Here is a 22,963-nt window from a genome sequence, read left to right as displayed (position 1 = left end):
GGTCAGTCTGTCAGGGAATCGGACAGATCGGGAGAGTCAGCGCTTCTCGCAGGCGATCCCGTCGCCGTCGCGGTCGCGGTCCTTGTTCTGGGCGTAGAGGTTCGCGTCGACCGTGAAGGTGGTGACGGGCGTGCCCGAGGTGGAGTCGACCGCGCCGGGCTTGCCGATGCCGTGCGGATAATCCGCGTTGAGGGCTTTGCAATTGGCGTAGGTCTGTGCCGACGCAGGCGCGGCGAGGGCGACGGAGCCGAGAGCGGTGGTGAGAAGCGCCAGGCCGACGACGGCCCGACGGATGGTGGTGGTCATGTGCAGCTCCCCGACGCCGGATCGATGATGCCGAGAGCCTAGGGCGGTGCCGGCGTCGGAAGAGCATGGATGTCTCAGAGTGGTCCGATCGGACTACAGCTCGGCGGGCGCCTCAGGTCGTCGCGGTGACCGTGGCGAGGATCTCCGGCCCGCGCTCGGAGACGAGTCGGACGCCCTGTCGATACGCGACGAGCACCACCGGTACGCCGATGCCCAGCTCGACGACGACGGCCAGCCAGGCGAACGCGCCCGCCGCGACAGCCCCGACGACGACCCCAGGCGTGCAGATGAGGGCGAACACGCCGATGTAGACGACGAGCAACCCCAGCGACCGTCCCGACATCGACCCGCGGGAGTTGATCGACCCCATCCCTGAGCCCGGAGGGACCCGGTACGGCGCGAGCGCCGGGAGCACCGCGGTCGCCGCCATGCCGGCCACGACGCCACCGACGAGCACTGCGATCGCGATCGGCCAGGTGGACGGGTCGGTCTCGCGGACGGCCCGAGCGATCACGGTGGCCGCCAGCGCGACGGGAGTCGCGGCCACGGCGAAGAGCGTCATCCGTGCGCGGATCACCAGTGGCGCAGCGCGGCGCGAGGTGATCATCGTCGCGAACCCCCACCGGTCGAGTCCGTAACCGTTGGTCATGGTCGAGCTCATCAGGAAGACGATGAACGGTGAACCCCACCGGAGCCCGTAGGTGTCGTTGCCGCTGAACAGCAGCGCCAATCCGATGGCGATGAGTGCGACCGGCATGATCAGCAACCCGAGTCGCTGCGAATCGGCCAGCAGCATGCGTGCTTCGGTGCGCATGACGAGTGTGACGGCGGAGGTGTCGGCGCGAACAGGTCGTCGAGCCTCCGAGCCGCGACCCGGCGTCGACACCGCGTTGTCGTACATGGCCCTGTCGATCTGGCGTGCCCAGTCGGCGCGAAGGATCACCGCGACCACGACCAGCCCGATCAGGGCCAGCGCTGACAGCCACCAGTGTCCGTCGTCGGCGCTCTCCGCGGCGACCGTCTGCCAGCCGCTGGGAAGCACCCGCACCACGGCGCGCAGAACCGGGTTGCCGGTGTCGACGACACCCTGGGCTGCCAGCAGATAGATGACGTAGACAGCGGCGAGGGTGGCGACGCCGGCGACGACGGCGATCACCTTGCCGAGCTGCGACCGCATGAGTCGCGCGAAGCGCAGCCCGACGATCCGCGGTGCGAGATCGAGGATCAGTGCGGTGAGCACACCGCCGAGCGCGGCGAGCGCGATCGCGGTGGCGGATCCGCCACTGGTGGCCACCGCGAGGGTGGTCAGCATCGACCCGAGGACGTATCCCCAGAACTGCCGCAGGGCGCGTCGTGTGATCGCCGCGCGGTCGTGGTCGGCCGACACGGGCAGCGACCGCACGTGCTCGGGTTGCAGGCCGGTCGCGCGTCCGGCCACGAGTGGCGACAGAGCGGTGAAGCCGAGGATCACCGCCGACATCAGTGCTGCCGCGGTGACCCGTGCGAGGCCGGAGTCCGCGGCGAGCACCACCCCGACGATCCCGAGGAAGATCAGGACGACGAACGCGTAGGCGACGACGCGGGTCGCCGTCGAGCCCGTCGCCGCACGGGTGATGTCGCGGTCGAGGTCGGCAAGGGTTCGGACGGTGGTCGTGGGGGCCGGGGCGATCGGCGTCGTCCCGATGGCGGTCACGACGCACCCCCGTCGGGACGTCCCGTCTCGGTCGTCGCCCCCTCGGCAAGCCAGTCCAACCGCGGTGCCGCGGCGTCATCGCGCGGCCCCACGGAGTCGATGAGAACCGACTCGAGGGACCCCCCGGCGCGCACCTCCGCGGTGGTGCCCGGCGTAGAGCGCACCGCGGTTCAACACCGCCACATGCGAACAGAGCTGTTCGATCAAAGCCATGGAGTGGCTGGACAGGATGACGGTTCCCCCGTCCGCCGCGTACTGCTCGAGCAGCGTCCGGATGGTCACCGCCGAGACGGGGTCGACGGCTTCGAGTGGTTCGTCGAGCACCAGCAGGCGAGGGGAGTGGATCATCGCCGCCGCGAGGCCGATCTTCTTCTTCATACCGGCCGAGTAGTTGCTCACCGGCTTGTCGGCGGCGTCGGCAATCCCGAACACGTTGAGGAGTTGGCGCGCGCGGCCGTCGGCGACGTCGGGCGCGAGGCCCTGGAGAACGCCGACATAGCGCAGTCCGGCCAGGCCCGGCAGCGCCTCCGACATCGTCGGACCGTCAGGGAGCAGCCCGATCCGCCCACGGGCCGCCGTCGGATCCGCCCAGACGTCGACGCCGTCGATCGTGGCGGTCCCGGTCGACGGGCGGAGCAGGCCCGTCGCCATCGACAGGAACGTCGTCTTGCCGGCGCCGTTCGCGCCGACCAGTCCGAACAGTGCGCCTGCGGGGACCGTGAGCGACACGTCGCGGACCGCCGCGATCTCTCCGTAGTACTTCGTCAAGGAGGTCGTGCTGAGTGCGGTGGTCATGGTCCTTCCCGGCAAGACGGACAGTTCGTTACCGTGTGAAAGTACAGCAGGGCGCCGCCGTGTCGTCCGAGTTTGCTTCCGACCTGCGGGTTCACCTACCCTGGGGCGGTTGCCTGCGACGCGTCACGCGTCGCGAGTCGGCACACGAACCCATCGCGGTCTCCTCGGGGACGCGGGCAGGCGTGCGTCGATGGTGACAGACCGTGCGCGTCGGGTCGGAAATCCGGCGGGCAGACAACCCAGGTCGAGGAGAGAAAGTGATCCAGCAGGAGTCACGCCTGCGGGTCGCCGACAACACCGGTGCCAAGGAGATCTTGTGCATTCGTGTGCTCGGTGGCTCGTCCCGCCGCTACGCGGGGATCGGCGACGTCATCGTCGCCACCGTCAAGGACGCCATCCCCGGCGGCAACGTCAAGCGGGGTGAGGTCGTCAAGGCCGTCATCGTGCGCACCACCAAGGAGCGCCGTCGTCCGGATGGTTCGTACATCCGCTTCGACGAGAACGCCGCGGTGATCCTCCGCAACGAGAGCGACCCGCGCGGTACCCGCATCTTCGGGCCCGTCGGTCGCGAACTGCGCGACAAGCGCTTCATGAAGATCGTCTCGCTGGCTCCGGAGGTGTTGTGAGATGAAGGTCCACAAGGGCGACACCGTCATCGTCATCTCGGGCAAGGACAAGGGTGCGAAGGGCAAGGTCATCGAGTCCTACCCGCAGCGCCAGCGCGTCCTCGTCGAGGGCGTCAACCGGATCAAGAAGCACACCTCTGCGGCGCAGACCGAACGCGGTGCCTCCTCGGGCGGCATCGTCGTGACCGAGGCCCCCATCCACGTCTCGAACGTGATGGTCGTCGACTCCGACGGCACGCCGGCCCGCGTCGGCTACCGGATCGACGAGGAGTCCGGCAAGAAGGTCCGCATCTCCCGCAAGACCGGGAAGGACATCTGACATGACCACCACCGAAAATGCACAGCCGCGCCTCAAGGCGCGCTACCGCGCGGAGATCAAGGACTCGCTGCAGCAGGAGTTCTCCTACGCGAACGTCATGCAGATCCCTGGCGTCGTCAAGGTCGTCGTCAACATGGGTGTCGGCGACGCCGCCCGTGACGGCAAGCTGATCAACGGGGCCGTCAACGACCTCGCGCTGATCACCGGCCAGAAGCCCGAGATCCGCCGGGCCCGCAAGTCGATCGCGCAGTTCAAGCTGCGTGAGGGCATGCCCATCGGCGCGCGCGTCACCCTGCGTGGCGATCGCATGTGGGAGTTCCTCGACCGTCTCGTGTCGATCGCGCTGCCCCGTATCCGCGACTTCCGCGGTCTGTCCGACCGCCAGTTCGACGGTCACGGCAACTACACGTTCGGCCTGAACGAGCAGTCGATGTTCCACGAGATCAACATCGACAACATCGACCGGCCGCGCGGTATGGACATCACCGTCGTGACCTCGGCGACGACCGACGACGAGGGCCGGGCGCTGCTGCGTCACCTCGGCTTCCCGTTCAAAGACAACAGCGTGAAGGACAACTGAGATGGCAAAGAAGGCTCTGGTCAACAAGGCCAACAAGAAGCCGAAGTTCGCCGTGCGCGGTTACACCCGCTGCCAGCGGTGCGGTCGCCCGCACTCGGTGTTCCGCAAGTTCGGCCTGTGCCGGATCTGCCTGCGCGAGATGGCCCACGCCGGCGAGCTGCCCGGTGTGCAGAAGTCCAGCTGGTGATCTGACGCTCGACATCACGACGACCCCCGACCGCCACGGTCGGGGGTCGTCGTGCGTCTACGGGCGTGGTGCTCAGCGTCGGATCGTGCCGACGAGTGCCGACGGCGCCGCGCGGGTGTACGCGCCGGCGACACCCGTCGCGGTGATCTCCGATGCCGGGACGATCCGCGGTTCGACGAAGGGCCGGCGCCGACCACCCCGCCGGATCTCACCGCCGCCTGCGGCCAGCAGGTTCTTCGCCCACTGGGTCTGTGGTCCGTAGAGCAGGGGAATCGCGAAGCCCTGCGGCGTGGTGAACCCGACGACGGGGGTCGAGTAGGCGCGGCCCGACGTCCGGCCCGTGTGGTGCACCACCGCCCATGGAGGTACGAGCCACGCCCACATGCCCTGGATGCGGTTGGTGACGTGCTTGTTGACAGTCGCGACGACGCGGGGCACCTGCATGCCGGGCGACGCTACCGAATCCGCGGGCATCGGACCGGATGTCGCGTCACCGCCGCCGACGCTTGCGTGCCCGGCGCTGCGCCCGGTTGGGACCGCCCCCCGATCGGATGACCCGCGGCCCCGTCGGTCGGGTGGTCGCCGTGGCGTCGGGGAATCCGTAGAACCGCTGCGCGTCGGCGGGGAGGGAGTAGTGGTCTTCCCACGGGTAGGCGCCGGTCTCGTCGGCCCAGACCACCTGCAGCGCCGGGACGTTCGGGAAGATCGCACGGGCGTGGACGAGGTCGAGCGTGTCGATCATCTCGACCAACCGCACCGGCACGTCGAGCGCGTCGACGGTCAGCTCCCGGCCCGCATCGACGATCGACTTCCAGTCCTCGACGGCCAGCCGGTCGACGAGTTCGTCGAGGACCGACCACGTCTCCTGCGGGTGCAGTCCGTAGACGGCAAGCTCAGGTGTCCCGCGCAGCGATGCGCCCACGCTGTAGCCGAACGTGCACTCGGGTACCTCGGGTTCCTCCCCGTTCTTCGCGCACTCCTCGCAGAGGTCGCTCACCGCGATGATCGTCCAGCCGAACTCGCGGACACGATCGATGGTCGTGCGGACGCTCGGATGCGGATGCCACCGAGGCAGTCCGGGGACGGTGATGTCGTGGTCGGTCATGTGGCCCTCCTCCATGGAACCGAACAGGTGTTCGATCGATGGGAGAGGAGAGCACACCGCACCGACAGGATCGACGCGGCGCAGTGCTCAGCAGGTCGACGGTGCGGGGATCCCGGCGAAGCGGTCGGCGAGGTATCGGGCCGCGGACGCCTCGAAGCGCGGGAATGCGGCGGTGTGGTCGCTGCCGGCGTAGCGCTCGTAGACGATCCGGGCGCCGCGCCCGCAGTAGGTGCGCGCGAGCCCGGCGACGTCGGCGGTCAACATCACGGTGTCGCCGCGGGCGTTGCTCTGTCCGACGCCGAGCAGCATCGGTGCCCGCGGGGTCCCCGCCGTCCCCATCGTGTTGCGGGCCACCGCCGCCCGGACGGCGGCCACGTCGAGCAGCGACCGGTACGGCGGACGGACCATGTCGGCGTCGGTGAGGGCCCCGAACTCGCTCGCGAAGGTCCCGATGCACTGATCGCTCACCGTCGCGGCCGCCTGCAGGCCCCGCGGGGACAGGAACGACCGCAGGTCGAGGCCGTAGGTGCGCTGGTAGGCGACGGCCAGTGCGGGTATCACCCCGGCCCAGTTCGGGTTCCCGCTGACGTAGGAGAGGTTGTGTCCGGGCGCCACCGGCAGCCCGCCGGCCGCGGCGCCGACGATGTTCAGCTCCGGGGAGTACCGCGGCGCGAGCTCGGCACCCCACTGGGTCGGGACCGACCCGCCCGAGTAGCCGATGAGGCCGACGGGTGTCGACGCGGGCACACGGAGGAGCCGTTCCGCGGCCCGGACACCGTCGAGCGCCCCGTACGCCGACTCGCGACCGACGGTCCAACGCAGGTCCTGTCCTTCGTAGTCGGGCACCACCACGGTGAACCCGGCGGCGAGATAGCCGGCTATGACGGCCTGCTCCGCGGTGGCGACCCTGCTCGGGGCCGCACCACGCAGCGTGTACGACGGGTCGCACTGGGAACCCAGCGCGTCGTAGGCGGTGTGGTAGCTGAGGATCCGGACCGGTCCGGCGGTGACCGGACGCAGCACCGTGGTCACCGTCGTCGACGGTGACCCGTCGTCTGCGGTGGTGCGGTAGAGGACCTGCGTCGAGGACACCGGCGCGGTGACCCCGCCCTGCGCGAACGCGACCGGCCGGGTCCGCAGGACGGTGCCCGGCGCGGTGCCGGCCAGGGGTGCCGACCACGCGTAGAACGGGTCGGCCGAGGGGATCGGGAGCGCCGGGGCGGCACCGGCGGGGCCCGGTCCCACCAGGGCGGCCATCGTGACGGTGACGGCGACCGCGCACGCGGCGCGCAGGATCCGGACCATGTTCATGGTCGAAGTGAACCAGCGACAGCCCCCGTCGGGGGCATGATCGCCGTCATGTCCGACTTCGTGTTCGCGGTGTGGTGCGACGACCCGCACGCCGTCCTCGACCCGGCTCTGCATCGCCGCACCGGCGCCCGCACCGTGCAGACCAACGTCACCGGCGATCCGCGGTTCGCGGGTGCCCTCACCCTGCAGGCGATGCCGGAACCGATCGACGCGGTGGTGACCGTCGACGCCGACGATCCCGCACCGGTCGAGCAGGCGCTGACGGAGGTCGCACGACGAGTGGTCGGCTGGGAGGTGCAGCGGCGCAGACCGATCCGGCCGCCCGAGACCGCCGACGGTGAACCCGCCGACGCGATGGCCAACGTCGCCTTCCTGCGTCGCCCCGCCGACCTCGACCACGCCGAGTGGCTCCGCCGGTGGATCGGTGACCACACACCGGTCGCGATCGCCACCCAGGGGACCTTCGGATACGTGCAGAACATCGTCGTCCGGCCGGTCACCGACGACGTGGAACGCGTCGACGGGATCGTCGAGGAGCTGTTCCCGACCGCCGCGGCGACCGACCCCCACGCGTTCTACAACAGCGACGGCGACGACGAGGAGCTCGGACGACGGATGGGCGCGATGCTCGACAGCGTCGTGTCCATCGGCGCGCACCGGGACATCGACGTCGTGCCCACCGTGCGGCGGGTCCACACGGTGCGGGACACGATCACCGGATAGCGTCGGACCATGCCGACTGACGCGCTGTTCGGGTATCTCGTCGACTTCATGGCGCACCACCCCACGGACCTGTTGACGACGGCCGTGCTGCAGCCGATCGCGTTCGTCTACGGGCTCGTCGTGCACCCGATGGGCGCCTGAGACGCCACTCCGAGGCGCCTGACCACGGCAGATTTGGTCGTCGGGCGCCGTTTCCCTACACTTGAGCGGTTGCCCGATCCGGGGCGGGTCGCGTCATGCATCCGTCCGGATCGGCAGCGAACCACTTCTCGGCCTGACGGCCGCAGATGCCGGCGGTGCTCCTCTGCACCGTCGGAGTACGGCCCCGCACCGACGGCCCCGTCGGTGCGGAACACGAATCCGACTTCGTGGAAGGCCCACCACGTCACGGGACAGGCCGCTGATGTCGAGCAGACATCGGCGGAACCGGCTCGAGCGTGCTGTATGGGAACCGCCGCGAGAAAGGTTGACGGTCACTCATGACCATGACTGATCCGATCGCAGACTTCTTGACACGTCTGCGCAACGCCAACTCGGCGTTCCACGACGAGGTGACCCTGCCGTCGTCGAAGATCAAGGTGAACATCGCCGAGATCCTCAAGCGCGAGGGCTACATCACCGACTACCGCACCGAGGACGCGGAGGTCGGCAAGAGCCTCGTCGTCACCCTCAAGTACGGCCCGAGCCGTGAGCGGAGCATCGCCGGTCTCCGGCGCGTCTCCAAGCCCGGCCTGCGGGTGTACGCGAAGTCCACCAATCTGCCGAAGGTGCTCGGCGGCCTGGGCGTGGCGATCATCTCCACGTCCTCCGGCCTGCTGACCGACCGCCAGGCAGCCAACCAGGGCGTGGGCGGCGAAGTCCTCGCCTACGTCTGGTAAGGGGCAGACAGACATGTCGCGTATTGGAAAGAACCCGGTCGCCATCCCGGCCGGAGTGGACGTGAAGATCGAGGGCCGCGACGTTCGCGTCAAGGGCCCCAAGGGTGAGCTCGCGCTCACGGTCTCGGAGCCGATCGACGTGGCCGCCGAGGACGGCGCCATCGTGGTGACCCGCCCCGACGACGAGCGTCGCAGCCGGGCCCTGCACGGCCTGAGCCGCTCGCTCATCAACAACCTGGTCGTCGGTGTGACGCAGGGCTACACGACGAAGATGGAGATCTTCGGCGTCGGCTACCGCGTGCAGCTGAAGGGTCGCGACCTCGAGTTCGCGCTCGGCTACAGCCACCCGGTGCCCATCACCGCGCCCGAGGGCATCACCTTCGCCGTCGAGTCGCCGACGAAGTTCTCGGTCTCGGGCATCGACAAGCAGCAGGTCGGCCAGATCGCCGCCAACATCCGCCGCCTCCGGCGCCCGGACCCCTACAAGGGCAAGGGCATCCGCTACGAGGGCGAGCAGATCCGGCGCAAGGTCGGAAAGACGGGTAAGTGACATGAGTGACACGACAACCAAGCAGCACACCCCGGTCGGCAAGGACGTCTCCACCCGCCGTCGGCGGTCGGTGGCACGTCGCCATTTCCGGCTCCGCAAGAAGATCAGCGGCACGCCCCAGCGGCCCCGCCTGGTCGTGAAGCGCTCGTCGCGGCACATCCACGTGCAGCTCGTCGACGACCTCGCCGGCAAGACGCTCGCCGCCGCCTCCACCATCGAGGCCGACGTGCGCTCGGCCGGCGGTGACAAGTCCGCGCAGAGCGCCAAGGTCGGCGAGCTCATCGCCGCCCGCGCGAAGGCCGCGGGCGTCGAGGCCGTCGTTTTCGACCGCGGTGGTCGCGACTACCACGGGCGTATCGCGGCTCTGGCCGACGCCGCCCGCGAGGGAGGGCTCGAGTTCTGATGAGCACCCACACGACCACCACCGCACGTACCCACGGAAGGACCATCTGATGCCGGGACGTCAACGGCGTGACGGCGGAACCGGACCCGCCACCAACGATCCCAACGCCCCCGCGGGCGCAGCCGGCGGCAACGACCGCCGTGGCGGCGGACGCGGCGGCAACGACCGTCGCGACAACCGTGGCGGCCGTGACAACGACCGCAACCAGCTCGAGCGCGTCGTCGCCATCAACCGCGTCTCGAAGGTCGTCAAGGGCGGCCGGCGGTTCTCGTTCACCGCTCTCGTCGTCGTCGGTGACGGCCAGGGCATGGTCGGCGTCGGCTACGGCAAGGCCAAAGAGGTCCCCGCGGCCATCCAGAAGGGTGTCGAGGAGGCCCGGAAGAACTTCTTCCGTGTGCCGCTGATCGGCAGCACCGTGACCCACCCCGTCCAGGGTGAGGCCGCGGCCGGTGTCGTCATGCTGCGTCCGGCGTCGCCCGGTACCGGTGTGATCGCCGGTGGCGCGGTGCGCGCCGTGCTCGAGTGCGCGGGCGTCCACGACGTCCTCGCCAAGAGCCTCGGCTCCGACAACGCCATCAACGTCGTCCACGCCACCGTGGCGGCACTGAAGATGCTGCAGCGCCCCGAAGAGGTCGCGGCCCGTCGTGGCCTGCCGATCGAGGACGTCGCCCCGGCAGGCATGCTGCGGGCCCGAGCCGGTCAGGGAGTGTGACATGGCCGACCTGAAGATCACCCAGATCAAGGGCACGATCGGAACGAAGAGCAACCAGCGCGACAGCCTGCGCACCCTGGGTCTTCGCAAGATCCGCCAGAGCGTCGTGCGCGAGGACACCCCGGCGAACCGCGGTCTCATCAACGTGGTCCGTCACCTCGTCACCGTCGAAGAGGTTGAGAAGTCATGACCATCAAGCTGCACCACCTGAAGCCCGCTCCCGGGTCGAAGACCGACAAGACACGTGTCGGCCGCGGTGAGGGTTCCAAGGGCAAGACCGCGGGTCGCGGCACCAAGGGGACCAAGGCGCGCAAGAACGTGCCGGCCGCCTTCGAGGGCGGGCAGATGCCGATCCACATGCGTCTGCCCAAGCTCAAGGGCTTCAACAACAAGTTCCGCACCGAGTACCAGGTGGTGAACGTCGGCGACATCGCCCGTCTGTTCCCCGAGGGCGGCACCATCGGCGTCGACGAGCTCGTCGCCAAGGGCGCGGTGCGCAAGAACGAGTTGGTGAAGGTCCTCGGCGACGGTGACCTGTCGGTCGCCGTGCAGGTCTCGGCGAACAAGTTCTCGGCCTCGGCCACGGAGAAGATCACCGCGGCGGGTGGCACCACCACAGTGGTGTGACCCGTCGGGCCCGACGGGGACCTCACCGCACGTCACAGGCGCGCGGGAGGTCCCCTCGGGTTCCACTGTTAGAGTTCAGAACCATCCCGGACCGGTGACGTGACGCCGCACGCGGGGGCGTGTTCGTTGGGCAGGAGGAATTAGTGCGATCGTCCGTTGTCTCGGCCATCCGGACACAGGACCTGAGGCGGAAGATCCTCTTCGTCATCGGGATTCTCATCCTCTACCGCCTCGGCGCGACGATCCCGTCGCCCGGCGTCGACTACAAGGTCGTCCGCGGGTGCATCGACGAGGTCTCGAGCGGCAACTCCGCCGGCATCTACTCGCTGATCAACCTGTTCTCCGGCGGCGCACTGCTGCAGCTGTCGGTGTTCGCGATCGGCATCATGCCGTACATCACCGCGAGCATCATCGTGCAGCTGCTCACCGTGGTCATCCCGCGGTTCGAGCAACTCCGCAAGGAGGGCCAGTCCGGCCAGGCGAAGATGACGCAGTACACCCGCTACCTCACCGTGGCGCTGGCGTTGCTGCAGTCGACGGGCATCGTCGCCCTCGCCGATCGTGGTGACCTGCTGCGTGACTGTTCCCGCGGCAGCGAGATCCTGCGCGACCAGTCGATCTTCGGGCTGATCATCATCGTGCTCGTCATGACCGCCGGTGCGTGTGTCGTCATGTGGTTCGGTGAGCTGATCACCGAACGCGGCATCGGCAACGGCATGTCGCTGCTGATCTTCGCCGGTATCGCCGCCCGCATCCCGTCCGAGGGCAAGCAGATCCTCGACACCCGTGGCGGTCTCGTCTTCGCCCTCGTCGTCCTGGCCGCGGTCATCATCGTCGCGGGCGTGGTCTTCATCGAGCAGGGCCAGCGCCGGATACCGGTGCAGTACGCCAAACGCATGGTGGGCCGCAAGATGTACGGCGGCTCGTCGACGTACCTCCCGTTGAAGGTCAACCAGGCCGGCGTCATCCCCGTCATCTTCGCGTCGTCGCTGCTGTACCTGCCGAACCTCATCGTGCAGCTCACGCAGAGTTCGTCCGGCGACCAGCCGACGTGGCAGCGGTACATCCAGACGTACCTGGTGGACCCGAGCAACGGGGTCTACATCGCCATCTACTTCCTGATGATCATCTTCTTCACGTACTTCTACGTGGCGGTGACGTTCAACCCGGCAGAGCGTGCCGACGAGATGAAGAAGTACGGCGGGTTCATCCCGGGCATCCGTCCCGGCCAGCCCACCGCGGACCACCTGGGCTACGTGCTGAGCCGCATCACCCTGCCGGGCTCGATCTACCTCGGTGTGATCGCGGTCCTGCCGAACCTGTTCCTCGAGATCGGCAACTCCGGTGGCGTGCAGAACCTGCCCTTCGGTGGCACCGCGGTGCTCATCATGGTGGGCGTCGGCCTCGACACCGTGAAGCAGATCAACAGCCAGCTCATGCAGCGCAAATACGAAGGGTTCCTGAAGTGAGACTCGTGATCCTCGGCCCTCCCGGTGCGGGCAAGGGCACACAGGCGGAGATGTTGTCCGAGAGTCTCGGGATCCCCCACGTGTCGACCGGTGACCTGTTCCGCGCCAACATCTCCGAGGGCACGTCCATCGGTCTCGAGGCGAAGCGGTACCTCGATGCCGGCGACCTCGTGCCGTCGCAGATCACCGTGGACATGGTGAAGGCCCGGGTCCAGGAGCCCGACGCCACCAACGGGTTCATCCTCGACGGGTTCCCGCGATCGACCGAGCAGGCCGACGCGCTCGCCGAGATCCTCTCCGAGCTGGGCACCTCCCTCGACGCGGTGCTGTCGTTCGTCGTCGACGAGGACGTGGTCGTCGAGCGCATGCTCGCCCGCGGCCGCGCCGACGACACCGAGGACGTCATCCGCAACCGGATGCAGGTCTACGTCAAGGAGACCTCCCCGCTGCTGGAGTACTACGGAGACCAGGTCACCGTCATCGACGCCGTCGGTGACGTCGGCGAGGTGCACCAGCGGGTCCTGCGCGCGCTGAACGTCTGAACCCGATGGGTCTGCGACGCACCAAGACCGTGCCGTTCCGCTCGGCAGGGGAGCTCGACGCCATGGCGGCTGCAGGGGCGGTCGTCGGTGCGGCTCTGGTGGCGGTGCGCGAGGCGGCTCGGGTCGGCGTCAGCACGCTCGCGCTCGACGAGGTCGCCGAGTCGGTGATCCGCGATGCCGGTGCCGTCCCGTCGTTCAAGGGCTATCACGGCTTCCCGGGTTCCATCTGCAGCTCGGTCAACGATGTCGTCGTGCACGGGATCCCGTCCGCCGACGTCGTCCTCGCCGAGGGTGACCTCGTCTCGATCGACTGTGGGGCGATCCTCGACGGATGGCACGGCGACTCCGCATGGACGTTCGGAGTCGGTGCGTTGTCGACCGCCGACGAGGAGTTGTCCGCGGCCACACGGGAATCCATGGAGGCGGGGATCGCCGCCATGATCCCGGACAACCGGCTGACCGACGTGTCGCACGCCATCGAGACCGAGACGCATGCCGCCGAGAAGCGATACGGCCGGCCGTTCGGGATCGTCGCCGGCTACGGCGGGCACGGCATCGGGCGCCAGATGCACCTCGACCCGTTCCTGCCCAACGAGGGCAAGCCGGGTCGCGGTCCGCGTCTCGTCGTCGGGAGCACGCTCGCGATCGAACCGATGCTCACGCTCGGCACCACCGAGACGTCGGTCGAGGCCGACGACTGGACCATCACCACCGACGACGGTTCCCGCGCCGCTCACTGGGAACACACCGTCGCTGTCACCGCCGACGGCCCCCGCATCCTCACCCTGCGTCCCTGAGATCCGCGAGCGTCGGTCACTGTTCACCTGACGACAAGTCGCGCGTCACCATCCGTTCCGTCGGTGCGTCGACGCTGCCGAGGTGCCCGCAGACACCGAACGGACCCTGCCGCGGTCCGGGAACGGGTCGCTGTGGAGCCGCCCCTGGCGTGACTGGGTCCTGTTCCTCGTCGTCGTCGGCCCGAACCTGGTGCTGCTGGGCGTCTTCACCTACCGCCCGCTGATCGAGAACATCCGACTGTCGTTCTACGACTGGAACATCTCCTCGGACACCATCACGTTCCTGGGACTGGACAACTACATCGAGTGGTTCACGCGCGACGACACCCGCAACATCGTCGCGAACACCGTGATATTCACCGCTGCAGCCGTTCTCGGCTCGATGGTGATCGGGCTGGCGCTCGCGCTGCTCCTCGATCGGAAGCTTCGCGGACGAAACCTGGTGCGGTCGGTCGTGTTCGCGCCGTTCGTCATCTCCGGCGCCGCGATCGGCATCGCATTCCAATTCGTCTTCGACCCGAACTTCGGGCTCGTGCGCGACCTGATGCACCGTCTCGGGCTCGGTGCTGCGCCGGACTTCTATCAGAACCCGCACTGGGCGCTGTTCATGATCACGGTGACCTACCTGTGGAAGAACGTCGGCTACGCGTTCGTCATCTATCTCGCCGCGCTGCAGGGCCGTCGGGAGGACCTCGCCGAGGCCGCCTCGGTCGACGGCGCGTCGTCGTGGACGTACTTCCGCCGTGTCCTGCTGCCGCAACTGCGACCGACGACGTACTTCCTGTCGATCACGGTGATGCTCAACTCGCTGCAGGTCTTCGACATCATCAACGTGATGACCCGCGGCGGACCGTTGGGCACGGGCACGACGACCATGGTCTACCAGGTCTACGAGGAGTCGTTCGTCAACTTCCGGGCCGGATACGGTGCGACGGTCGCGACCGTCATGTTCGTGGTGCTCCTCGTGATCACCGTGGCGCAGGTGCGCATCATGGACCGGGGGCGAGACGCGTGAGGCGTTCGCGCGCAGGGCAGGTCGCCGGTTACCTGGCGATGGTGCTCGTCGTCCTCGCCATCGCACTACCGCTGGCGTGGGTGGTGCTCACGTCGTTCAAGGAACGCGGCGACATCTACGTGCAGCCGGCCGTCTGGTGGCCGCGGGTCTTCGCGGCGTCGAACTACTCCGACGCCACCACCTCGGTCCCGTTCTGGCGCTTCCTCAGCAACTCCGTGATCGTCACCGGTGCACTGGCGATCATCAAGTTCGTGCTCGGCATCGCGTCGGCCTACGGACTGGTGTTCCTGCACTTCCCGTTCAAGCGGTTCATCTTCGTCGTGGTCATCGCCGCACTGATGGTGCCCAACCAGATCACCGTGATCGTCAACTACTCCCTCGTCGCCCAACTCGGGTACCGGAACACGTTGCTGGGCATCATCGTCCCGCTCGCCGGCGTCGCGTTCGGCACGTTCCTGATGCGCAATCACTTCCTGTCGATCCCGGCCGAGATCATCGAGGCGGCGCGGATGGACGGCGCCGGGCACATGCGGTTGCTGTGGCGGATCATCCTGCCGCTGTCGGGTCCGACGATGGTCGCGTTCGCCGTCATCACCATCGTCAACGAGTGGAACGAATACCTCTGGCCGTTCCTCATGGCCGACGACTCCTCGGTGGCCACCCTGCCCGTCGGACTGACCAAGCTGCAGAACAACGACGGGCTCACCAACTGGGGACCGGTGATGGCCGCGACGGTCCTCGCCATGATCCCCGTCCTCGCGGTCTTCCTGGTGTTGCAGCGCCAGATGATCCGCGGCCTGACCTCCGGTGCGGTCAAGGGATGACCACACCGGCGCACCGTCCACCGCTGTTCGGAGAGAAAGAGACATCACCATGGTCGAACTGAGTCGGCGCGGCTTCCTCGCCGCAGGGGTCACCGCCGTCGCAGGTGCCGCACTCACCGCATGTGTGGGCTCCGGCACCTCCGGGAACGGCTCCGGCGGAGGTGATTCGAACACGATCACCTGGTGGTCGAGTCACCCGGGCAAGTCGACAGATGTCGAGAAGGACCTCATCTCGCGCTTCCAGAAGGCGAACCCGTCGTTGACGGTCCAGTTGGTCGACGGCGGCAAGAACTACGAGGAGGTGGCGCAGAAGTTCAACGCCGCCCTCTCCGGCGGTGCCGTGCCCGACGTCGTGATGCTCTCCGACGTGTGGTGGTTCAACTTCGCGCTCATCGGGGCCATCACCCCGCTCGACGACCTCTTCGGCAAGGCGTCGGTGAACACATCCGACTACGTGGACTCGCTCTACGAGGATTACGCCTGGAACGGCAAGCACTGGGCGCTGCCGTATGCGCGATCGACCCCGCTCTTCTACTACGACAAGGCCGTCTGGAAGCAGGCCGGCCTGCCCGACCGCGGTCCCGTCAGCTGGCAGGAGTTCGACGAGTGGGGGCCGCGTCTGCAGAACGTCGTCGGCTCGGGCAAGCTCGCCCACGGCTGGGGCAACGCCACCGACTACCTCGGGTGGACGTTCCAGGGTCCCGTGCGCACGTTCGGCGGCCGCTACTCCGACGGATTCGATCTGAAGTTCACCGAGCCCGGGACCATCGCGGCGGCGAACTACCTGCGCAGCTCCATCCACGACAAGAAGTACGCCGCGATCTCCAACGACATCGCCAACGACTTCGGAGCGGGGATCATCGCCTCGACCATCGCGTCGACCGGTGACCTGTCGGGCATCGTGAAGAACGCCCGGTTCGACGTCGGAACGGCGTTCCTGCCGGCACCGAACGGACCCGGGTGTGTCACGGGGGGAACGGGACTCGCCATCCCGGCGAAGATCAGCGACGAGCGCAAGCTGAACGCGCTCAGGTTCATCGACTTCATCACGAACACCGACAACACGACACTGTTCTCGCAGAAGGTCGGCTACATGCCGGTGCGGAAGTCGGCGCTCACGTCAGCGTCGACAGAGCAGTTCCTCGCGAAGAACCCGAACTTCGCGACCGCCGTGAACCAGCTGCCGAAGACCACCTCGCAGGACTACGCCCGGGTGTTCGTGCCCGGCGGCGACAAGATCATCGGCACCGGGTTCGAGCAGATCGGTCTGCGCAACGCCGACGTCAGCTCGACCATGTCGTCGGTGCAGTCGCAGATCCAGCAGATCATCGACCGGCAGATCACGCCGAAGCTGCCGAAGTAAGCCGTGGCATCCGTCGAATTCGACTCCGTCGTCCGGGACTTCGGTGCGGGCCGCCCTGCGGTCGACCGATTGTCGCTCACCATCGCCGACGGTGAGTTCCTCGTCCTCGTCGGCCCGTCGGGCTGCGGTAAGTCGACCAGTCTGCGGATGCTCGCCGGACTGGAACCGATCCAGTCCGGGCGGGTGCTCATCGACGACGTCGACGTCAGCGGTCGCGCGCCCAAGGCCCGTGACGTGGCGATGGTGTTCCAGAACTACGCGCTGTACCCGAACATGACGGTGGCGGAGAACATGGGCTTCGCGCTGCGCAACGCGGGGATGAGCAAGGCGGACACCGCGACCACCGTCGACGAGGCGGCTCGGATGCTGGAACTGACCGACGTGCTGGGCCGTAAACCGTCGGCGTTGTCCGGCGGCCAGCGCCAGCGTGTGGCGATGGGCCGGGCGATCGTGCGGCGGCCCAAGGTGTTCTGCATGGACGAGCCGCTGAGCAACCTCGACGCCAAGTTGCGCGTCAGTACGCGGGCTCAGATCGCCTCGCTGCAGCGACGATTGGGCACCACCACCGTCTACGTCACCCATGATCAGGTGGAGGCGATGACGATGGGGGACCGGGTCGCGGTCCTGCGTGACGGGGTGCTGCAGCAGGTGGCGGCACCGAGGACGCTGTACCTCGATCCCGACAACGCCTTCGTCGCCGGGTTCATGGGGTCGCCGGCGATGAATCTCGTCGACGACGTCGCCGTGCACGACCACGCGGTCCGCCTCGGCGGTCTCGTCCTGCGAGCACCGTCGGCGGTCACCGCGCCCACCGTCACCGTCGGCGTGCGACCGGAGTCGTGGGACTTGACGGCCCCGGCGGACGACACGGTCGACTGCCGCATCGAGCTCGTCGAGGAACTCGGTGCGGAGCAGTTCGTGCACTGCGCGCCCGTCGACGACGCCCTCACCCCGCGCGGCGGGAAGGTCGTCGTCCGGATCGATCACCGGCGCAGCGTGTCTGTCGGCGACGTCGTCGGGCTCCGGGTTCCCGAGGCCGACGCCGTCCAGTGGTTCGACGCCACCACCGGCGACCGCATCCGCTGAACCGCTCCAGTTCTGGTGCCGCCGCTCCACTTGCAGGGTCGGCCGGCGCTGACGCTCCACTTCTTCGAGGACGCTCCGGATGCATCCGGAGCGTCCTCGAAAAAGTGGAGCGGGAACCCTGGAACCGGAGCGGGAACCCGGCGTCGGGGAGGTCGAGGCGTTCAGTCGGTCTCGCGGGCCCAGCGCGCGCCGACGAAGTCGCGGTTGCGGCCGGTGTCGACGAGTCGCCACCGCGACGAGGTGGGCAGCACCGGTCGGCCGGAACCGAGAGTGCACGGCGCGTAGTGCACCACCATCTCGTCGATCAGGCCGGCCGTGACGAACTGGGCGGCGAGGTCCCCGCCGCCGACGACCCACACGTCACCGTCGCCTGCTGCCTCGACGAGTCCGGGGTGCAGAGCGGTGACGTCACCTGCGTAGGTGTGCACGCCCGGTGAGGTCACCGCGTCGGGATGATTCGTGACGACCCAGGTCGGTTGCTCGTACGGCCACACGTCGGGCTCGTGCTCGCGCAGCCAGCGATGTGTGGAGGCGCCCATGACGATCGCCCCGACACCCGTGATGAAGGAGTCATAGCCGCCGAATCCGGTGCCGTCGACGTCGTTGCGCATCAACCAGTCGAGGCTGTCGTTCTCGTCGACGACGAATCCGTCGAGGCTGGAGGCGGTGTAGTACACGGTCGCCATCGGGTCCCCTCACATCTCGATCAGGATGGTCACCGGCCCGTCGTTGACGCTGTGCACCCGCATGTGCGCACCGAACCGGCCGGTCGAGACCGTAGCGCCGAGGTCCGACAAAGCGCCCACGAACGCGTCGACGAGCGGCTCGGCGACATCGCCGGGTGCGGCGGCGTTCCACGACGGCCGGCGTCCCTTGCGTACGTCGCCGTAGAGGGTGAACTGGCTGACGACGAGGGCCGGTGCGCCGCGATCGGCCGCGGACGTCTCGTCGTCGAGGATGCGCAGGGTCCACACCTTGTCGGCCATGCGGCGCGCGGTGTCGACGGTGTCGTCGTGGGCGGCGCCGATCAGCACGACGAGGCCCTGTGCACCGTCGTCGAGATCGAGTACCCCGACCGTCTCGCCGTCGACCTCGACGTGGGCCTCGGTCACCCGTGTCACCACTGCGCGCATGACGGGAACCGTAACCACCGGTGGGGTTTCAGCCCGCTCGGCGGGTGATTTCTGCCCATTCGACGGGTGGCTTTGGCCCACTCGGTGCGGGTGCGCCGGGAACCCTCGCCGAGCGGGCGCGAACTCACCACCGAGTGGGCGCAAACTCGCCACCGAGTGGGCGCGAACTCACCACCGAGTGGGCGCAAACTCGCCACCGAGTGGGCACGTACATGCCACCGAGTGGGCGGGCGTCAGGACGGCATCAAGATCGTCGTGGGTGGTGTCGAGATCGCGTGCAGATCGTGGTCGCGGGCGGGGGAGTGGGCCGAGGGTCGTCGGGTGACCACCGCACACCGCATCCGGCCGACCTGTACCTCCGACATCGCGCTGTCCGCACGGGGAGTGGTGGTGCTCCCCGTCGACGATGTCTCCGCCCCGTGCCACGAGGCGGTCGTGCGCGCACGGTGCTTCGGACGGATGGTGCGGGCGCTGCACGTCTGTCCCCGCGGCGCCGACCATCAGGAGCTGCGACGCCGGTGGCACACCGAGCACCCTCTGATCGACCTGGTGATCCTCGACGCCGAACCCGGCGAGCCGGAGGCGACCGTGGCCGCCGACTGGGTCGCCGTGATGGGGTCGGTCGACGATCTGCTCGTGGTGGTCGCCGACGGGTCCCGCGAGAGCGACACCCGTGCGGTGTCCGTCGCGTTCGCCGTCCGGCTCTCCCGCGCGCTCGCGGCGGACCCGTCGACGCTCGTCGCCCGGCTGCACGCGGCCTGACCCGATCGCGGAAGCAACGGGAGACCGTCACGGTTGACGCAGGCATGAGCACCGCGCAGAAGCACGCATTCGGGACACACGGCATCTGGATCTGGCACGGGGGTCTGACGCCGCAGCAGGCGGCCCGGGTCGAACAGCTCGGCTACGGGACGATCTGGCTCGGCGGCTCCCCGGAGGATCTCGCGCCCGCACGTCGGATGCTGGAGTCCACCGGATCGGTCCGCGTCGCCACCGGCATCACCAACATCTGGAACACCGACCCGAGGGCGATCGCCCGCGAGTTCGCCGACCTCGACAAGGACTTCCCGGGCCGGTTCTACCTCGGCGTCGGCGTCGGGCACAGGGAGGCGACGCAGGAGTACGCGTCGCCGTACGAGTCGATGGTCGACTACCTCGACGGACTCGACGAGGGTGGTCTCCCCGAGGACCGGCGCGTGCTCGCGGCGCTGGGGCCGAAGATGCTCCGCCTCTCCGCCGACCGCGCCCTGGGCGCGCACCCGTACCTGACGCCGCCGGAGCACACGAAGTACGCCCGCGACATCCTCGGACCCGACGCGTTCCTCGCCCCGGAGCACAAGATCGTGCTCGAGACCGATCCGGAGACGGCCCGGTCGATCGGCCGGCCGCCGGTCGACAAGCCGTACCTGCACCTGCGCAACTACGTCGCCAACCTGAAGCGGCTCGGGTGGTCCGACGCCGACATCGCCGACGGCGGGAGCGACGCGCTGATCGACGCACTCGTCGCGCACGGCACCGGTGAACAGATCCGTGACCAGGTCGACGCCCACCTCGCGGCCGGCGCCGACCACGTCGCCATCCAGGTGCTGGGGGCGAAGGACGTCACGGACGTGCTGGAGCAGCTGCCCGCGGGATAGACCGGTTCTGTGCAGCTCTCGCGACCATCGGCCCAGGTGGCCGCCGCGAGAGGTACACATGATCGGGCGGGGGCGGCGATTTGGCCCATACCTGCACAGACGCGTACAGTGGATCGCTGGTGCGTGTCCACCGGGGTTGCCTGCCGTTCGCGGCCGGTGACGTCCGGGATTACGCGTATCGACACGGTAGACGACGAGTCCGCTTCGCGGGCGGTGCCGCACGGCATCTCCCGGGTCCGGACCGGATTGTGGAGGACATGGCAAAGAAGGACGGCGCCATCGAGGTGGAGGGTCGCGTGGTCGAGCCTCTGCCCAACGCGATGTTCCGCATCGAGCTGGAGAACGGGCACAAGGTGCTCGCTCACATCAGCGGCAAGATGCGTCAGCACTACATCCGCATCCTCCCCGAGGATCGCGTCGTCGTGGAGCTCTCGCCCTACGACCTCGCCCGCGGCCGCATCGTCTACCGCTACAAGTAAGCGCCACACACCCCATCCCGAGAGGCACCGACGTGAAGGTCAACCCGAGCGTCAAGCCGATCTGCGAGAAGTGCAAGGTGATCCGCCGCAACGGACGGGTCATGGTGATCTGCGACAACCTGCGCCACAAGCAGCGCCAGGGCTGATCTGCACCGGGCCCCCGGGTCCCGCAGTCGCTTGAGTGACACACAACTGAACATCGACCACATGAGACTCCCAGCGCCACCGGGGACAGACGAGTCCCCGGCCACCTCCGGACGAAGGCCGGAGCCCCACACGGGGGACGGACCGGGAGCAGACCTTCGACACCGAAAAGGAATCACCAGATGGCACGTGTTGCCGGTGTGGATCTCCCGCGCGAGAAGCGCCTGGAGATCGCACTGACCTACATCTACGGGGTGGGTCGCACGACGTCGCAGCAGATCCTCGCGGGTACCGGGCTCAGCCCCGACCTGCGTGCGAAGGATCTCACCGACTCCGACGTCGCCAAGCTCCGTGAGTACATCGAGGCGTCCGTCCAGGTCGAGGGTGACCTGCGCCGTGAGGTGCAGGGCGACATCCGCCGCAAGATCGAGATCGGCTGCTACCAGGGTCTGCGCCACCGTCGTGGCCTCCCGGTGCGCGGTCAGCGGACCAAGACCAACGCCCGCACCCGCAAGGGCCCCAAGAAGACGATCGCCGGGAAGAAGAAGTAACGCATGCCTCCGAAGTCACGCGCTGCCGGCCCCAAGAAGGGCACGTCGCGCCGTCGCGAGAAGAAGAACGTCCCGCACGGCCACGCGCACATCAAGTCCACGTTCAACAACACGATCGTCTCGATCACCGACCCCGCGGGCAACGTGATCTCCTGGGCGTCCTCGGGCCATGTCGGCTTCAAGGGTTCGCGCAAGAGCACCCCGTTCGCCGCGCAGCTCGCCGCCGAGAACGCTGCCCGCAAGGCGCAGGAGAACGGCGTCAAGAAGGTCGACGTGTTCGTCAAGGGCCCGGGTTCGGGCCGTGAGACCGCGATCCGCTCGCTGCAGGCCGCCGGCCTCGAGGTGGGCACCATCTCCGACGTCACCCCCGCCCCCCACAACGGTTGCCGCCCGCCCAAGCGGCGCCGGGTCTAGTCGGGAAGGGAAGGAACCCACTCATGGCTCGTTACACCGGACCCGCCACCAAGAAGTCGCGTCGACTGCGCGTCGACCTCGTCGGTGGAGACCAGGCATTCGAACGTCGCCCCTACCCGCCCGGCCAGCACGGTCGCGCGCGGATCAAGGAGAGCGAGTACCTGCTCCAGCTGCAGGAGAAGCAGAAGGCACGCTTCACCTACGGCGTCATGGAGAAGCAGTTCCGTCGCTACTACGAGGAGGCGAACCGTCGCACCGGCAAGACCGGTGACGAGCTGCTCCGCATCCTCGAGACCCGGCTGGACAACGTCGTGTACCGCGCGGGCCTCGCGCGGACCCGTCGTCAGTCGCGTCAGCTGGTCAGCCACGGCCACTTCACCGTCAACGGTGTGAAGGTCGACGTCCCCAGCTACCGCGTCTCGCAGTACGACATCATCGACGTCCGTCCGAAGTCGCTGCAGACCGTGCCGTTCCAGATCGCCAAGGAGATCCAGGGCGAGCGTCCGGTCCCGGGGTGGCTGCAGGTCGTCCCGTCGACCCTGCGGATCCTCGTGCACCAGGTGCCCGACCGCGGCCAGATCGACGTGCCGCTCACCGAGCAGCTGATCGTCGAGTTCTACTCGAAGTAACGCGTACGTTCCCCGCCGGTCCGCCGGCGGGGGACGACCTCGCCCGACGTCGTTCGTCGCCGGGC

Annotated in this window: 34 protein-coding genes; 26 read left to right on the top strand and 8 right to left on the bottom strand. The window is 68.3% G+C overall.

The genetic code is table 11. The annotated features are described in order from the left end of the window. Positions 1–36 precede the first annotated feature (36 nt). From ACXVUM_RS02250 to ACXVUM_RS02240, 3 genes are all read right to left on the bottom strand, one after another. On the bottom strand, positions 37–306 hold the full coding sequence (locus ACXVUM_RS02250) for an excalibur calcium-binding domain-containing protein (protein WP_458520247.1): 270 nt from the start codon (positions 304–306) through the stop codon (positions 37–39). Positions 307–418: 112 nt separating this feature from the next. Further along, on the bottom strand, positions 419–1,999 hold the full coding sequence (locus tag ACXVUM_RS02245; RefSeq protein ID WP_458520246.1) for a hypothetical protein: 1,581 nt from the start codon (positions 1,997–1,999) through the stop codon (positions 419–421). 75 nt (positions 2,000–2,074) lie between these two features. Further along, the gene (locus ACXVUM_RS02240) at positions 2,075–2,794 is read right to left on the bottom strand and encodes an ABC transporter ATP-binding protein (protein WP_458520245.1); all 720 of its coding nucleotides are present in this window, start codon (positions 2,792–2,794) and stop codon (positions 2,075–2,077) included. A gap of 257 nt (positions 2,795–3,051) precedes the next feature. Here ACXVUM_RS02240 and rplN point away from each other — a divergent pair, with 257 nt between their 5' ends. The 4 genes from rplN to ACXVUM_RS02220 are packed head-to-tail and all read left to right on the top strand — an operon-like array spanning position 3,052 to position 4,506. After that, complete coding sequence (gene rplN / locus ACXVUM_RS02235) at positions 3,052–3,420, top strand: 50S ribosomal protein L14 (RefSeq protein ID WP_253654927.1); 369 nt, start codon at positions 3,052–3,054, stop codon at positions 3,418–3,420. A 1-nt stretch (position 3,421) separates the two neighbouring features. Continuing rightward, a complete protein-coding gene (gene rplX / locus ACXVUM_RS02230) occupies positions 3,422–3,739 on the top strand; it encodes a 50S ribosomal protein L24 (protein WP_458520244.1) in 318 nt (105 codons plus the stop codon). 1 nt (position 3,740) lies between these two features. Further along, positions 3,741–4,319, top strand: coding sequence for a 50S ribosomal protein L5 (gene rplE, locus ACXVUM_RS02225; protein WP_458520243.1), 579 nt, complete (start codon positions 3,741–3,743; stop codon positions 4,317–4,319). Position 4,320: 1 nt separating this feature from the next. Beyond that, positions 4,321–4,506, top strand: a complete 186-nt coding sequence (locus tag ACXVUM_RS02220; protein WP_253647505.1) for a type Z 30S ribosomal protein S14 — start codon at positions 4,321–4,323, stop codon at positions 4,504–4,506. 72 nt (positions 4,507–4,578) lie between these two features. On the opposite strand, the gene ACXVUM_RS02215 is transcribed toward ACXVUM_RS02220, so the two are convergent. The 3 genes from ACXVUM_RS02215 to ACXVUM_RS02205 all read right to left on the bottom strand — a co-directional run bounded on the left by ACXVUM_RS02215 (position 4,579) and on the right by ACXVUM_RS02205 (position 6,922). Then, on the bottom strand, positions 4,579–4,950 hold the full coding sequence (locus ACXVUM_RS02215; RefSeq protein WP_458520242.1) for a nitroreductase family deazaflavin-dependent oxidoreductase: 372 nt from the start codon (positions 4,948–4,950) through the stop codon (positions 4,579–4,581). A 46-nt stretch (positions 4,951–4,996) separates the two neighbouring features. Then, a complete protein-coding gene (locus ACXVUM_RS02210) occupies positions 4,997–5,611 on the bottom strand; it encodes a DUF4262 domain-containing protein (RefSeq protein ID WP_458520241.1) in 615 nt (204 codons plus the stop codon). An 87-nt stretch (positions 5,612–5,698) separates the two neighbouring features. Further along, positions 5,699–6,922, bottom strand: a complete 1,224-nt coding sequence (locus ACXVUM_RS02205; RefSeq protein ID WP_458520240.1) for a lipase family protein — start codon at positions 6,920–6,922, stop codon at positions 5,699–5,701. Between the two features lie 48 nt (positions 6,923–6,970). Here ACXVUM_RS02205 and ACXVUM_RS02200 point away from each other — a divergent pair, with 48 nt between their 5' ends. The 15 genes from ACXVUM_RS02200 to ACXVUM_RS02130 all read left to right on the top strand — a co-directional run bounded on the left by ACXVUM_RS02200 (position 6,971) and on the right by ACXVUM_RS02130 (position 17,911). Continuing rightward, a complete protein-coding gene (locus ACXVUM_RS02200) occupies positions 6,971–7,645 on the top strand; it encodes a hypothetical protein (protein ID WP_458520239.1) in 675 nt (224 codons plus the stop codon). A gap of 9 nt (positions 7,646–7,654) precedes the next feature. Next, a complete protein-coding gene (locus ACXVUM_RS02195; RefSeq protein ID WP_458520238.1) occupies positions 7,655–7,786 on the top strand; it encodes a hypothetical protein in 132 nt (43 codons plus the stop codon). 338 nt (positions 7,787–8,124) lie between these two features. After that, a complete protein-coding gene (rpsH, locus tag ACXVUM_RS02190) occupies positions 8,125–8,523 on the top strand; it encodes a 30S ribosomal protein S8 (RefSeq protein ID WP_458520237.1) in 399 nt (132 codons plus the stop codon). A 13-nt stretch (positions 8,524–8,536) separates the two neighbouring features. After that, on the top strand, positions 8,537–9,073 hold the full coding sequence (gene rplF, locus ACXVUM_RS02185; RefSeq protein ID WP_458520236.1) for a 50S ribosomal protein L6: 537 nt from the start codon (positions 8,537–8,539) through the stop codon (positions 9,071–9,073). 1 nt (position 9,074) lies between these two features. Then, positions 9,075–9,476, top strand: coding sequence for a 50S ribosomal protein L18 (rplR, locus tag ACXVUM_RS02180; RefSeq protein ID WP_458520235.1), 402 nt, complete (start codon positions 9,075–9,077; stop codon positions 9,474–9,476). 49 nt (positions 9,477–9,525) lie between these two features. After that, entirely contained in the window at positions 9,526–10,188 is a 663-nt protein-coding gene (rpsE, locus tag ACXVUM_RS02175) for a 30S ribosomal protein S5 (protein WP_299571495.1), read from the top strand. A gap of 1 nt (position 10,189) precedes the next feature. Further along, positions 10,190–10,378 (top strand): 50S ribosomal protein L30, encoded by a 189-nt coding sequence (gene rpmD / locus ACXVUM_RS02170; protein WP_299571492.1) that lies wholly within the window; start codon positions 10,190–10,192, stop codon positions 10,376–10,378. Next, entirely contained in the window at positions 10,375–10,815 is a 441-nt protein-coding gene (gene rplO, locus ACXVUM_RS02165) for a 50S ribosomal protein L15 (RefSeq protein WP_458520234.1), read from the top strand. Before rpmD ends, rplO begins: the two co-directional genes overlap by 4 nt. A 143-nt stretch (positions 10,816–10,958) precedes the next feature. Next, a complete protein-coding gene (gene secY, locus ACXVUM_RS02160) occupies positions 10,959–12,284 on the top strand; it encodes a preprotein translocase subunit SecY (protein WP_458520233.1) in 1,326 nt (441 codons plus the stop codon). After that, the gene (locus ACXVUM_RS02155; RefSeq protein WP_458520232.1) at positions 12,281–12,826 is read left to right on the top strand and encodes an adenylate kinase; all 546 of its coding nucleotides are present in this window, start codon (positions 12,281–12,283) and stop codon (positions 12,824–12,826) included. Before secY ends, ACXVUM_RS02155 begins: the two co-directional genes overlap by 4 nt. Before the next feature lie 5 nt (positions 12,827–12,831). After that, positions 12,832–13,623, top strand: coding sequence for a type I methionyl aminopeptidase (gene map / locus ACXVUM_RS02150; RefSeq protein WP_458520231.1), 792 nt, complete (start codon positions 12,832–12,834; stop codon positions 13,621–13,623). A gap of 82 nt (positions 13,624–13,705) precedes the next feature. Further along, positions 13,706–14,638 carry a carbohydrate ABC transporter permease gene (locus tag ACXVUM_RS02145; RefSeq protein ID WP_458520230.1) on the top strand — a complete coding sequence of 311 codons (933 nt, stop codon included), beginning with the start codon at positions 13,706–13,708 and terminating at the stop codon, positions 14,636–14,638. A gap of 38 nt (positions 14,639–14,676) precedes the next feature. Beyond that, positions 14,677–15,462, top strand: coding sequence for a carbohydrate ABC transporter permease (locus ACXVUM_RS02140; protein WP_458522761.1), 786 nt, complete (start codon positions 14,677–14,679; stop codon positions 15,460–15,462). Between the two features lie 49 nt (positions 15,463–15,511). Then, positions 15,512–16,825 carry an ABC transporter substrate-binding protein gene (locus ACXVUM_RS02135; protein ID WP_458520229.1) on the top strand — a complete coding sequence of 438 codons (1,314 nt, stop codon included), beginning with the start codon at positions 15,512–15,514 and terminating at the stop codon, positions 16,823–16,825. Positions 16,826–16,828: 3 nt separating this feature from the next. Beyond that, a complete protein-coding gene (locus ACXVUM_RS02130; protein ID WP_458520228.1) occupies positions 16,829–17,911 on the top strand; it encodes an ABC transporter ATP-binding protein in 1,083 nt (360 codons plus the stop codon). Between the two features lie 161 nt (positions 17,912–18,072). Here the strand turns inward: ACXVUM_RS02130 and ACXVUM_RS02125 are convergent, their stop codons facing one another. After that, positions 18,073–18,597 (bottom strand): dihydrofolate reductase family protein, encoded by a 525-nt coding sequence (locus ACXVUM_RS02125; RefSeq protein WP_458520227.1) that lies wholly within the window; start codon positions 18,595–18,597, stop codon positions 18,073–18,075. A gap of 9 nt (positions 18,598–18,606) precedes the next feature. Then, on the bottom strand, positions 18,607–19,044 hold the full coding sequence (gene dtd / locus ACXVUM_RS02120; RefSeq protein ID WP_458520226.1) for a D-aminoacyl-tRNA deacylase: 438 nt from the start codon (positions 19,042–19,044) through the stop codon (positions 18,607–18,609). Between the two features lie 321 nt (positions 19,045–19,365). On the opposite strand from dtd, the gene ACXVUM_RS02115 reads away from it, so the two are divergent. The 7 genes from ACXVUM_RS02115 to rpsD all read left to right on the top strand — a co-directional run bounded on the left by ACXVUM_RS02115 (position 19,366) and on the right by rpsD (position 22,898). Next, positions 19,366–19,806, top strand: a complete 441-nt coding sequence (locus tag ACXVUM_RS02115) for a hypothetical protein (RefSeq protein WP_458520225.1) — start codon at positions 19,366–19,368, stop codon at positions 19,804–19,806. A 44-nt stretch (positions 19,807–19,850) separates the two neighbouring features. Continuing rightward, a complete protein-coding gene (locus ACXVUM_RS02110; RefSeq protein ID WP_458520224.1) occupies positions 19,851–20,681 on the top strand; it encodes an LLM class F420-dependent oxidoreductase in 831 nt (276 codons plus the stop codon). A 257-nt stretch (positions 20,682–20,938) separates the two neighbouring features. Then, complete coding sequence (gene infA, locus ACXVUM_RS02105; RefSeq protein WP_007616247.1) at positions 20,939–21,160, top strand: translation initiation factor IF-1; 222 nt, start codon at positions 20,939–20,941, stop codon at positions 21,158–21,160. 32 nt (positions 21,161–21,192) lie between these two features. Then, positions 21,193–21,306, top strand: a complete 114-nt coding sequence (rpmJ, locus tag ACXVUM_RS02100; RefSeq protein WP_013127970.1) for a 50S ribosomal protein L36 — start codon at positions 21,193–21,195, stop codon at positions 21,304–21,306. 180 nt (positions 21,307–21,486) lie between these two features. Then, entirely contained in the window at positions 21,487–21,855 is a 369-nt protein-coding gene (rpsM, locus tag ACXVUM_RS02095; RefSeq protein ID WP_458520223.1) for a 30S ribosomal protein S13, read from the top strand. 3 nt (positions 21,856–21,858) lie between these two features. Further along, complete coding sequence (rpsK, locus tag ACXVUM_RS02090; RefSeq protein WP_253647524.1) at positions 21,859–22,269, top strand: 30S ribosomal protein S11; 411 nt, start codon at positions 21,859–21,861, stop codon at positions 22,267–22,269. 23 nt (positions 22,270–22,292) lie between these two features. Further along, positions 22,293–22,898, top strand: coding sequence for a 30S ribosomal protein S4 (gene rpsD / locus ACXVUM_RS02085; RefSeq protein WP_458520222.1), 606 nt, complete (start codon positions 22,293–22,295; stop codon positions 22,896–22,898). Positions 22,899–22,963 lie beyond the last annotated feature (65 nt).

The sequence above is a fragment of the Williamsia sp. SKLECPSW1 genome, assembly GCF_054332755.1.
The sequence above is the reverse complement of the archived record's forward strand: the minus strand, read 5'-3'. Positions and strand labels throughout refer to the sequence as shown.

What these genes read in the sequence shown, in the direction of transcription:
- rplO (WP_458520234.1), top strand. Translation starts at nt 10,375, where the DNA reads ATGACCATCAAGCTGCACCACCTGAAGCCCGCTCCCGGGTCGAAGACC.
- rplF (WP_458520236.1), top strand. Translation starts at nt 8,537, where the DNA reads ATGTCGCGTATTGGAAAGAACCCGGTCGCCATCCCGGCCGGAGTGGAC.
- ACXVUM_RS02195 (WP_458520238.1), top strand. Translation starts at nt 7,655, where the DNA reads ATGCCGACTGACGCGCTGTTCGGGTATCTCGTCGACTTCATGGCGCAC.
- ACXVUM_RS02200 (WP_458520239.1), top strand. Translation starts at nt 6,971, where the DNA reads ATGTCCGACTTCGTGTTCGCGGTGTGGTGCGACGACCCGCACGCCGTC.
- rplE (WP_458520243.1), top strand. Translation starts at nt 3,741, where the DNA reads ATGACCACCACCGAAAATGCACAGCCGCGCCTCAAGGCGCGCTACCGC.
- rpsH (WP_458520237.1), top strand. Translation starts at nt 8,125, where the DNA reads ATGACCATGACTGATCCGATCGCAGACTTCTTGACACGTCTGCGCAAC.
- ACXVUM_RS02250 (WP_458520247.1), bottom strand. Translation starts at nt 306, where the DNA reads ATGACCACCACCATCCGTCGGGCCGTCGTCGGCCTGGCGCTTCTCACC.
- rpmD (WP_299571492.1), top strand. Translation starts at nt 10,190, where the DNA reads ATGGCCGACCTGAAGATCACCCAGATCAAGGGCACGATCGGAACGAAG.
- ACXVUM_RS02125 (WP_458520227.1), bottom strand. Translation starts at nt 18,597, where the DNA reads ATGGCGACCGTGTACTACACCGCCTCCAGCCTCGACGGATTCGTCGTC.
- ACXVUM_RS02210 (WP_458520241.1), bottom strand. Translation starts at nt 5,611, where the DNA reads ATGACCGACCACGACATCACCGTCCCCGGACTGCCTCGGTGGCATCCG.
- rpsM (WP_458520223.1), top strand. Translation starts at nt 21,487, where the DNA reads ATGGCACGTGTTGCCGGTGTGGATCTCCCGCGCGAGAAGCGCCTGGAG.
- dtd (WP_458520226.1), bottom strand. Translation starts at nt 19,044, where the DNA reads ATGCGCGCAGTGGTGACACGGGTGACCGAGGCCCACGTCGAGGTCGAC.
- rpsE (WP_299571495.1), top strand. Translation starts at nt 9,526, where the DNA reads ATGCCGGGACGTCAACGGCGTGACGGCGGAACCGGACCCGCCACCAAC.
- ACXVUM_RS02135 (WP_458520229.1), top strand. Translation starts at nt 15,512, where the DNA reads ATGGTCGAACTGAGTCGGCGCGGCTTCCTCGCCGCAGGGGTCACCGCC.
- rplR (WP_458520235.1), top strand. Translation starts at nt 9,075, where the DNA reads ATGAGTGACACGACAACCAAGCAGCACACCCCGGTCGGCAAGGACGTC.
- rpsD (WP_458520222.1), top strand. Translation starts at nt 22,293, where the DNA reads ATGGCTCGTTACACCGGACCCGCCACCAAGAAGTCGCGTCGACTGCGC.
- map (WP_458520231.1), top strand. Translation starts at nt 12,832, where the DNA reads ATGGGTCTGCGACGCACCAAGACCGTGCCGTTCCGCTCGGCAGGGGAG.
- ACXVUM_RS02220 (WP_253647505.1), top strand. Translation starts at nt 4,321, where the DNA reads ATGGCAAAGAAGGCTCTGGTCAACAAGGCCAACAAGAAGCCGAAGTTC.
- ACXVUM_RS02110 (WP_458520224.1), top strand. Translation starts at nt 19,851, where the DNA reads ATGAGCACCGCGCAGAAGCACGCATTCGGGACACACGGCATCTGGATC.
- rpsK (WP_253647524.1), top strand. Translation starts at nt 21,859, where the DNA reads ATGCCTCCGAAGTCACGCGCTGCCGGCCCCAAGAAGGGCACGTCGCGC.
- ACXVUM_RS02205 (WP_458520240.1), bottom strand. Translation starts at nt 6,922, where the DNA reads ATGAACATGGTCCGGATCCTGCGCGCCGCGTGCGCGGTCGCCGTCACC.
- infA (WP_007616247.1), top strand. Translation starts at nt 20,939, where the DNA reads ATGGCAAAGAAGGACGGCGCCATCGAGGTGGAGGGTCGCGTGGTCGAG.
- ACXVUM_RS02240 (WP_458520245.1), bottom strand. Translation starts at nt 2,794, where the DNA reads ATGACCACCGCACTCAGCACGACCTCCTTGACGAAGTACTACGGAGAG.
- rplX (WP_458520244.1), top strand. Translation starts at nt 3,422, where the DNA reads ATGAAGGTCCACAAGGGCGACACCGTCATCGTCATCTCGGGCAAGGAC.
- ACXVUM_RS02215 (WP_458520242.1), bottom strand. Translation starts at nt 4,950, where the DNA reads ATGCAGGTGCCCCGCGTCGTCGCGACTGTCAACAAGCACGTCACCAAC.
- ACXVUM_RS02140 (WP_458522761.1), top strand. Translation starts at nt 14,677, where the DNA reads ATGGTGCTCGTCGTCCTCGCCATCGCACTACCGCTGGCGTGGGTGGTG.